Origin of the sequence: Streptomyces sp. NPDC059454 (assembly GCF_042749965.1) — a bacterium.
GTDB lineage: Bacteria > Actinomycetota > Actinomycetes > Streptomycetales > Streptomycetaceae > Streptomyces.
Window position 1 is genome coordinate 1 of the sequence record NZ_JBHYVC010000121.1, and the last position, 6,055, is coordinate 6,055.

General features: G+C 65.8%; 3 protein-coding genes. All 3 read right to left on the bottom strand.

Translation table 11 applies throughout. The annotated features are described in order from the left end of the window. Positions 1 to 152 precede the first annotated feature (152 nt). Positions 153 to 881: a hypothetical protein gene (locus ACFXAE_RS35995; protein WP_384723884.1), complete on the bottom strand. Its 729-nt coding sequence runs from the start codon at positions 879 to 881 to the stop codon at positions 153 to 155. A gap of 222 nt (positions 882 to 1,103) precedes the next feature. Continuing rightward, positions 1,104 to 1,649 (bottom strand): hypothetical protein, encoded by a 546-nt coding sequence (locus ACFXAE_RS36000; protein WP_384723887.1) that lies wholly within the window; start codon positions 1,647 to 1,649, stop codon positions 1,104 to 1,106. 13 nt (positions 1,650 to 1,662) lie between these two features. Next, on the bottom strand, positions 1,663 to 6,012 hold the full coding sequence (locus ACFXAE_RS36005) for a DUF6531 domain-containing protein (protein WP_384723890.1): 4,350 nt from the start codon (positions 6,010 to 6,012) through the stop codon (positions 1,663 to 1,665). Positions 6,013 to 6,055: the final 43 nt, after the last annotated feature.

Here is a 6,055-nt window from a genome sequence, read left to right on the forward strand (position 1 = left end):
TCGATTCCCAGCAACCCCTCGCCGGTCTCCCAGTCCCACGCGGATTCCACAGAGTCCCGCTCACCTTCCCTTGTCGTGCGGACTCGGTTCCGTCGTAATGATGTGCCGCACCTGCCGACGGGCTGCCGCCTCGCGCGTTTCAAAGCCACCCGTCACGGATCGAGGCCGTCCTCCAGGGCATGAGCAAGCGAACGGAACGCCGTCCTGCCCGCGGCCGAAGCACCGGAGTCCGGACGGAGTACCTCGGGCAAGCAGGCCGCCCGCCACATCCTGAAGACCACGGCCGCTGTGGTGTGCTCAACCTGGTTCGCCAGCAGGACACCGATGTCCAGTGCCTCCGCGATTTCCCGTACGGAGTCGTCGGCGGTCCTCTGCCCGACGACAGTGGCAGTCACCATCGCTTGCAGCAGCCGGGTGAGCTGAAGATCCGCGCCCATGCGGCACATGCGCCGTACCGCGCGAGGCTGTTCCAGGTCTTCGAGCCGTGGCGTGATCTCCTCGATGCCGCCGGCCCACAGCAGCAACGAGGGGGCTGTGACGGGGTGCTCGCTGAGCCAACCGAGTTCGTCCGCGATCGCCATACTCGGCTCGGAGAACCGCCCGATCTCGCGCACGAGCTTCAGGAGCCGGTCCACCTCGTTCCGATGACGGCTCAACCAGCCGGCCACCGAGGCCCGCGCGACCTCCCACGTTCCCGTGGCGGCCACGGCTCCGATTTCGACGACACCGCCCAGTGGGCCGAAGATCTCGCGAGCGAGTACCTGTTCCGGAACCGAGGAGTCGTTCACTGTCGTCGCGCGTTTCCTCGTGCCTTTCCTGAAGCTCGACGGAAAGGCCGATCCGTCGCTCCTCAGGAACGTCGGCCTCGCAGGGCCTTCCATGCGTCACCAAGCCTCTCTCATCCTGAATAGTCACAGGTCAGCGGGGGAGGACGGATGGCTTGGACGATTCGGCTGACGCGTCGGGGAGAGCAGCGGGTTCGCCGTAGGAGCCGCCAGGTTCCGAGTGGGGCGAGCGTCTCGTTCTCACGCAGAGGGGAAAAGACGTGCCGGTGTCCTTCCCGCCCGGTACCGGCCTCGAAGAACCGCGAGTGCACCTCGGGCTCACCCGTACGGATTCACGGAGAACTCAGGCTGCTCACCAGGGAAGTCGACGGGGAAGAACGGAACACGCAGTACTCCCGTGAGCAGGTCGAAAATCGTGGCGGTCGAGCTCCCCGTGGAGACGACTGCCCCCAGCTGACCGGCTTGGATGATCACGGTTGGCCAGTCGGCGGGGTCTCCCCTGGTGATCCATGCCAGCAGATCGGCATTGTCCGTGACCCCCCACTGGACGAGGTCGTCGGGACCGGCCTGATACTTGTCCAGCGTACGGCTGAGCTCGGTCAGTGCCTTGCCCCGGAGAATGGCGCGCATCTGCTCAGTGCGCTCGGTGATGTCGAGATGGCTGTTGAGTGCGCCGTCCGCGAAGACCCACAAGAACTCGTCGAAGCAACCGGCTCCATAGGTGCCGGTCAAATCCTTGTGACTGACCGGAACGGTCAGGTCCCCCGTTCCGCGCGTCACTGTCCGGACAGGCACGGAATCACCTGGAGGGGGACACAGCGCCTTGAGTCGGGACAATTCTTCGCCGAGATATGTGTCCTCCATAGGAAAATCCCTCTCACAAGTTGGGCAATCTTCTGCTGAACGACCATCCGAAATCGTCGACAGCCTCGATGAGGATGTCACTGGGGACATCTCCCCCGTTCGCATACTCGGGAGTTACGCTCATGGTGACAGTGTTCCCCGAAGACCTGACGTGAGCGGCTATGAGGTCCTCGGCGTCGGAGATGGGTCCGTTGTTCTGGGCGCTTCCCTGCGTGACGATGTTCCGCATGTCCCTGCCGTCACCACCGAACTGCTGTCCGATCAGGTGCCCGCGTGAATGTCCGGCAGGCCCACCCTGGAATCCGGGAGGCGCGTACCGGGCACCACGCCCCGGCGGACTGCCGATGAGTCCGGCAGCGGCATCGTCCAGCGTCTGAGGCGTCACAACGGCGTAGGCAGGGCCTCGCTGTCCATTGGGCGCGATTTCGCTGTAATAGGGACTCAGACCGAGAAGGTCGACTCCGGTGTGCGGGTTGGCCACGTATGCGACCGGGTTGGGCGCTGGGGCCAGACCAAGGGGGTCCGGCGTCAGGTACCGGGCCGTCTCGGGATCGTAGTGCCTGAAGTAGTTGTAATGCAGTCCGGTCTCGAAATCGTAGTACTGCCCGGGAAAACGGAGCGGCGTATAGGCGGAGGCGTCGGCATTCCAGGCCGTGAGGCCCCACAGTGTGGCGCGTTTGCGCCACACGACATCACCTCCCTCGTCGATCAGTTCCGTCGGCGTACCGACGAGATCAGTGACGATGGAAAAGAACCGGGAGTCGATTTCCTCCCGAGACGCGTCCGCGGCAAGAATGCGCTCCGTCTGCGTGATCGGCTGGAATCCGTCGTAGTCCCACGTCGTCACCACCGAAGGAGAGCCGGGCCCCGCGCCGGCCGCCTGCTCGCACAGGACGACTCCGTCCCAGGTGAAGTCGGTCTGCTCCACGACACTCTCGCCGTCGGGAGCCAATCGTTGTTTGGCGACACGCCGACCCAACGGGTCGTAGAGATAGCGCCAGCAGGTACCGTCCGGCGTCCTGACGGATATCAGTCTGTTTTCCGGGTCCCAGGTATAGCGCCAGGTTTCGCACCTACCGGAGAGGTGCTTCTTCTGACGTTGCACGACGCGGCCCAAGCCGTCGTACGAGTAGCGCGTGCGGCCCGCGCGACTGATCCGGGTCCCGGTGTAGGTGCGCGGGCCGGTCGCCTCCGAGCCGGGATGACGAGCCGGCCAGGATGCCGCCGTCAAATTTCCCGCCTCGTCGTAGGCATAGCGCTCGGTCCAGTTCTCGGCACTCACAGCCGTGACCCGGTGTGCGGCATCGAGGTCGAACCGGCGACTCCCTGAACGGGAGTCCTGTACGCCGACAAGGTTTCCGTCCTCGGCGTACGCGTACGCGCGGTGCATCCGCCCGTCGTCTCCGCTTGTGAGCCTCTGTTCCGCCAACCGCCCCAGGGCGTCGTACGTCTGAGTGAAGACGGTACTGTCGCCCATCCGCCGGACGGTCTCCAGGCCCGACCAGTCGTACTCGAAACGTACGTCGCGGCCGGAGGCGTCAAGCCGTGAGCGGTTCCCCACCTCGTCGTACGTCCATGTGCTCGTGGCCCCGGACGGCGTCGTGCGGCGGGAAACACGTCCCAGCCGGTCGTACTCGTAGGTCAGTCGCCTCCCATTGACCTTCTGACACGTGACCTGTCCGTTGGCGTCGCGCGCAAGGACCAACTCCACCTCGGGCGCTGTCGCCGCGGTCATGTGCCGATTCGTGTCGTAGACGAACCGGGTCACCCGGTCGCCACTGCGCTTCTGCACCAGGTTGCCGACGGCGTCGTAGGAGTAATGGAGGGTCTGCCCGAGCATGTCGGTGCGTGAGGTGAGGCGTCCGGCGGCGTCATGGGTGTACGTGAGAGTGCGCCCGTCGAAGTCCGTCTCCGCCACCAGGCGCCCTGCGGCATCATGCTCGTACGTCCACGCCAGTCCCTGCGGGCTGAGAACCTGGACGAGACGCAGGCTGTGATCGTGGACGAACTCGTAACGCACCCCATCGGGGCCTGTTCGCGCCGAAGGCAGATCGAAGTGGGTGTACTCGAAGGACGTAATGGCACCGGCAGGGGTGGTGTGGCTGACGCAGTTGCCCTCCCCGTCGTACGCCCAGGACTCAACGGCACCGTCAGGGGTGATCAGCTGGGTCAGGTGACCCTCGACCGTCCAGCTCAGGCGAGTACTCCCACCCAGTGGATCGACGTATTCGACGATCCTGCCGAAGGCGTCCCGCCTCCACGTGGTCATGGCGCCGAGGGCGTCTGTGGTGGCCACGGGCAGCCCGGCGGCATCGCAGCGCACGGTCCGGGTTCCACCCAAGGCGTCGACCACCTCGGTCACGGCCCCTGTCGTGTCGTAGGTGAACCGCGTGGTGCCTCCCGCCGGGTCCGTCATGGCCGTGCAGTTGCCACGCTCGTCGTACGTCCGGCGCCAACTGCGACCGTCGGGCCGGCCTATGACCGTCAGCAGCCCCTCGACGCCGTACTCGAAGCTGAAGATCTCTCCGTCCGACCGGATGACCTCCGTGGGACGACCGGCCTCGTCGCGGTTGATCGTCGTACGGCCACCGAGCTCGTCCGTCCTGGAAATGACGTGATGGTGATCGTCGTAGACCGTGTGCACCACGCCTCCCAGGGGATCGACGTCTGCGACGACCTGGCTGTTGTCGTTGACGACGAAGCGGGTTGTCTCGCCTTCGGCAGTGGTGAGTGTCGTGATACGGCGGTCGGGCCATCGGACTGAATCGAGACCCTCGTAGTCGAGCGTGATGGTGATGTGTCCGGCCTCGCCTCCCTCGGCGACGCAGCGATCCCGGTCGTCGTACGAGTACGAGTAGCGACTGTTGTTCGTGTCCGTCCAGGACGTGACACGCAGCCGTTCGTCGTAGGTGAACCGCAAAGGCAGACCGGAGGAGTTGTATATCTCCGTGAGGTTGCCGTCCCAGTAGCCATAGCGCTTGAGGACGATGTCGGAGCCGTCATCGGCCGCGTGCGCCAGGCTCAGGGCAGTGACACGTCCACCGTCGGTGGTGAGTTTGATGTGGTAGCCGGCGGAGTGCCGTACCGCCAGTGGAACACCGTCGTCGCTGTAGTCGAAGGTGATCGTTCGCTGGTTGCGGTCGGTGATGCGGGCGGGGAGGGCGACGCCACGAACAGCTGGGGTGAAGTGGCTGGCTTGACCTGTCAGAGGGTCGTCGATCCGGTAACCACCATCGCCCAGCCAAGTCAGCGGCCTTCTCGGGCCGGCCTCGGGTAGCACCGGGGTGTGCGGTGCCACGGGCTGGGCGTACACGAGCAGCAGGCCGTCGTCGGTGACGAAGACGATGCCTTCATCGTCGATCTCGAGGCGCTGGTCGACGGTGGAAGACCAGGTCGGACCGAACCACCAGCCACACCTGTAATCGGACGCGACACGGCGAGTGAAGGACAGCGGAAGGTCCCCAGGGAGTTCCACATCGACCTGCGGCAAGTACATGGCTCCAGTGGCCATGTCAACAGGGTCACTCCCCCGGGAACGGACGACGCTCCGTACCCGGTTGTAGGCGCCTCTCGGACCATTCGCCACCATGCTTCTCGCACTCCTGCCCAGTCCCTTGACCCCGAGGGCCATGCCCTTGAGGCCGGTCTTGCCGAGGGCCTTGAGCCCCTTGGCGAGTCCGCCGAGGCTGGTGAGGCCCTTCATGCCGGGGATGCAGTCCAGCGCGGCCAGGCCGACATCCCATAGAGAGGCTTGGCCTTTGGAGTATTTGTAGAGGGTGTCGGCGAGCACCACGAGTGCCGCGATGAGCACGATCGCCCCGAGGATGGGCCCGCCGATGATCAGGGCGACGATGCCGACGACCGCGACGACGATCTTGCAGGCGGCGACGATGCTGTCCCAGTTGTCGACGAACCAGTCGCCGACCTCCTCCCACCACGACCGGTTCTGGATGCCCGCGTCGGAGGCCTCGTCGATCTTCGACTTGGCGTCCCGCGCGGCCTCCTCGCGCATCGTGCGCGCGTCCTCGGCCATCTTCTTCGCCGCCGCGAGCGCGTCCTGCGCGGCGCTCACGTCCGACTGGGCTTTGTCCTGGGCGGACTTGGCGCTCCGCACGTCCCGGGTCGCGGCCCGCACCTTCGCCTCGTCGGGCTTGTCCGCGTCCGACTTCGACCCGGTGGGATCGTCCTTGTACTTGTCGGCCTCCTTCGTCGCCCGGCCCACCCACGACTCCGCCGAGGTCAGCTTCGACTGCGCGGAGGACAGGTCGGCGCGGGCCTCGCGCGCCTTGGCCAGCGCCCTGTCCGCCAGGGCCTGGGCGCGCTCCAGCTTCGGCCAGTAGTCCGCGAGCGCGTCACCGCACATCCCGTACGACTTCTCCAGCTTCCGCAGGTTCTTCGGAACCCCG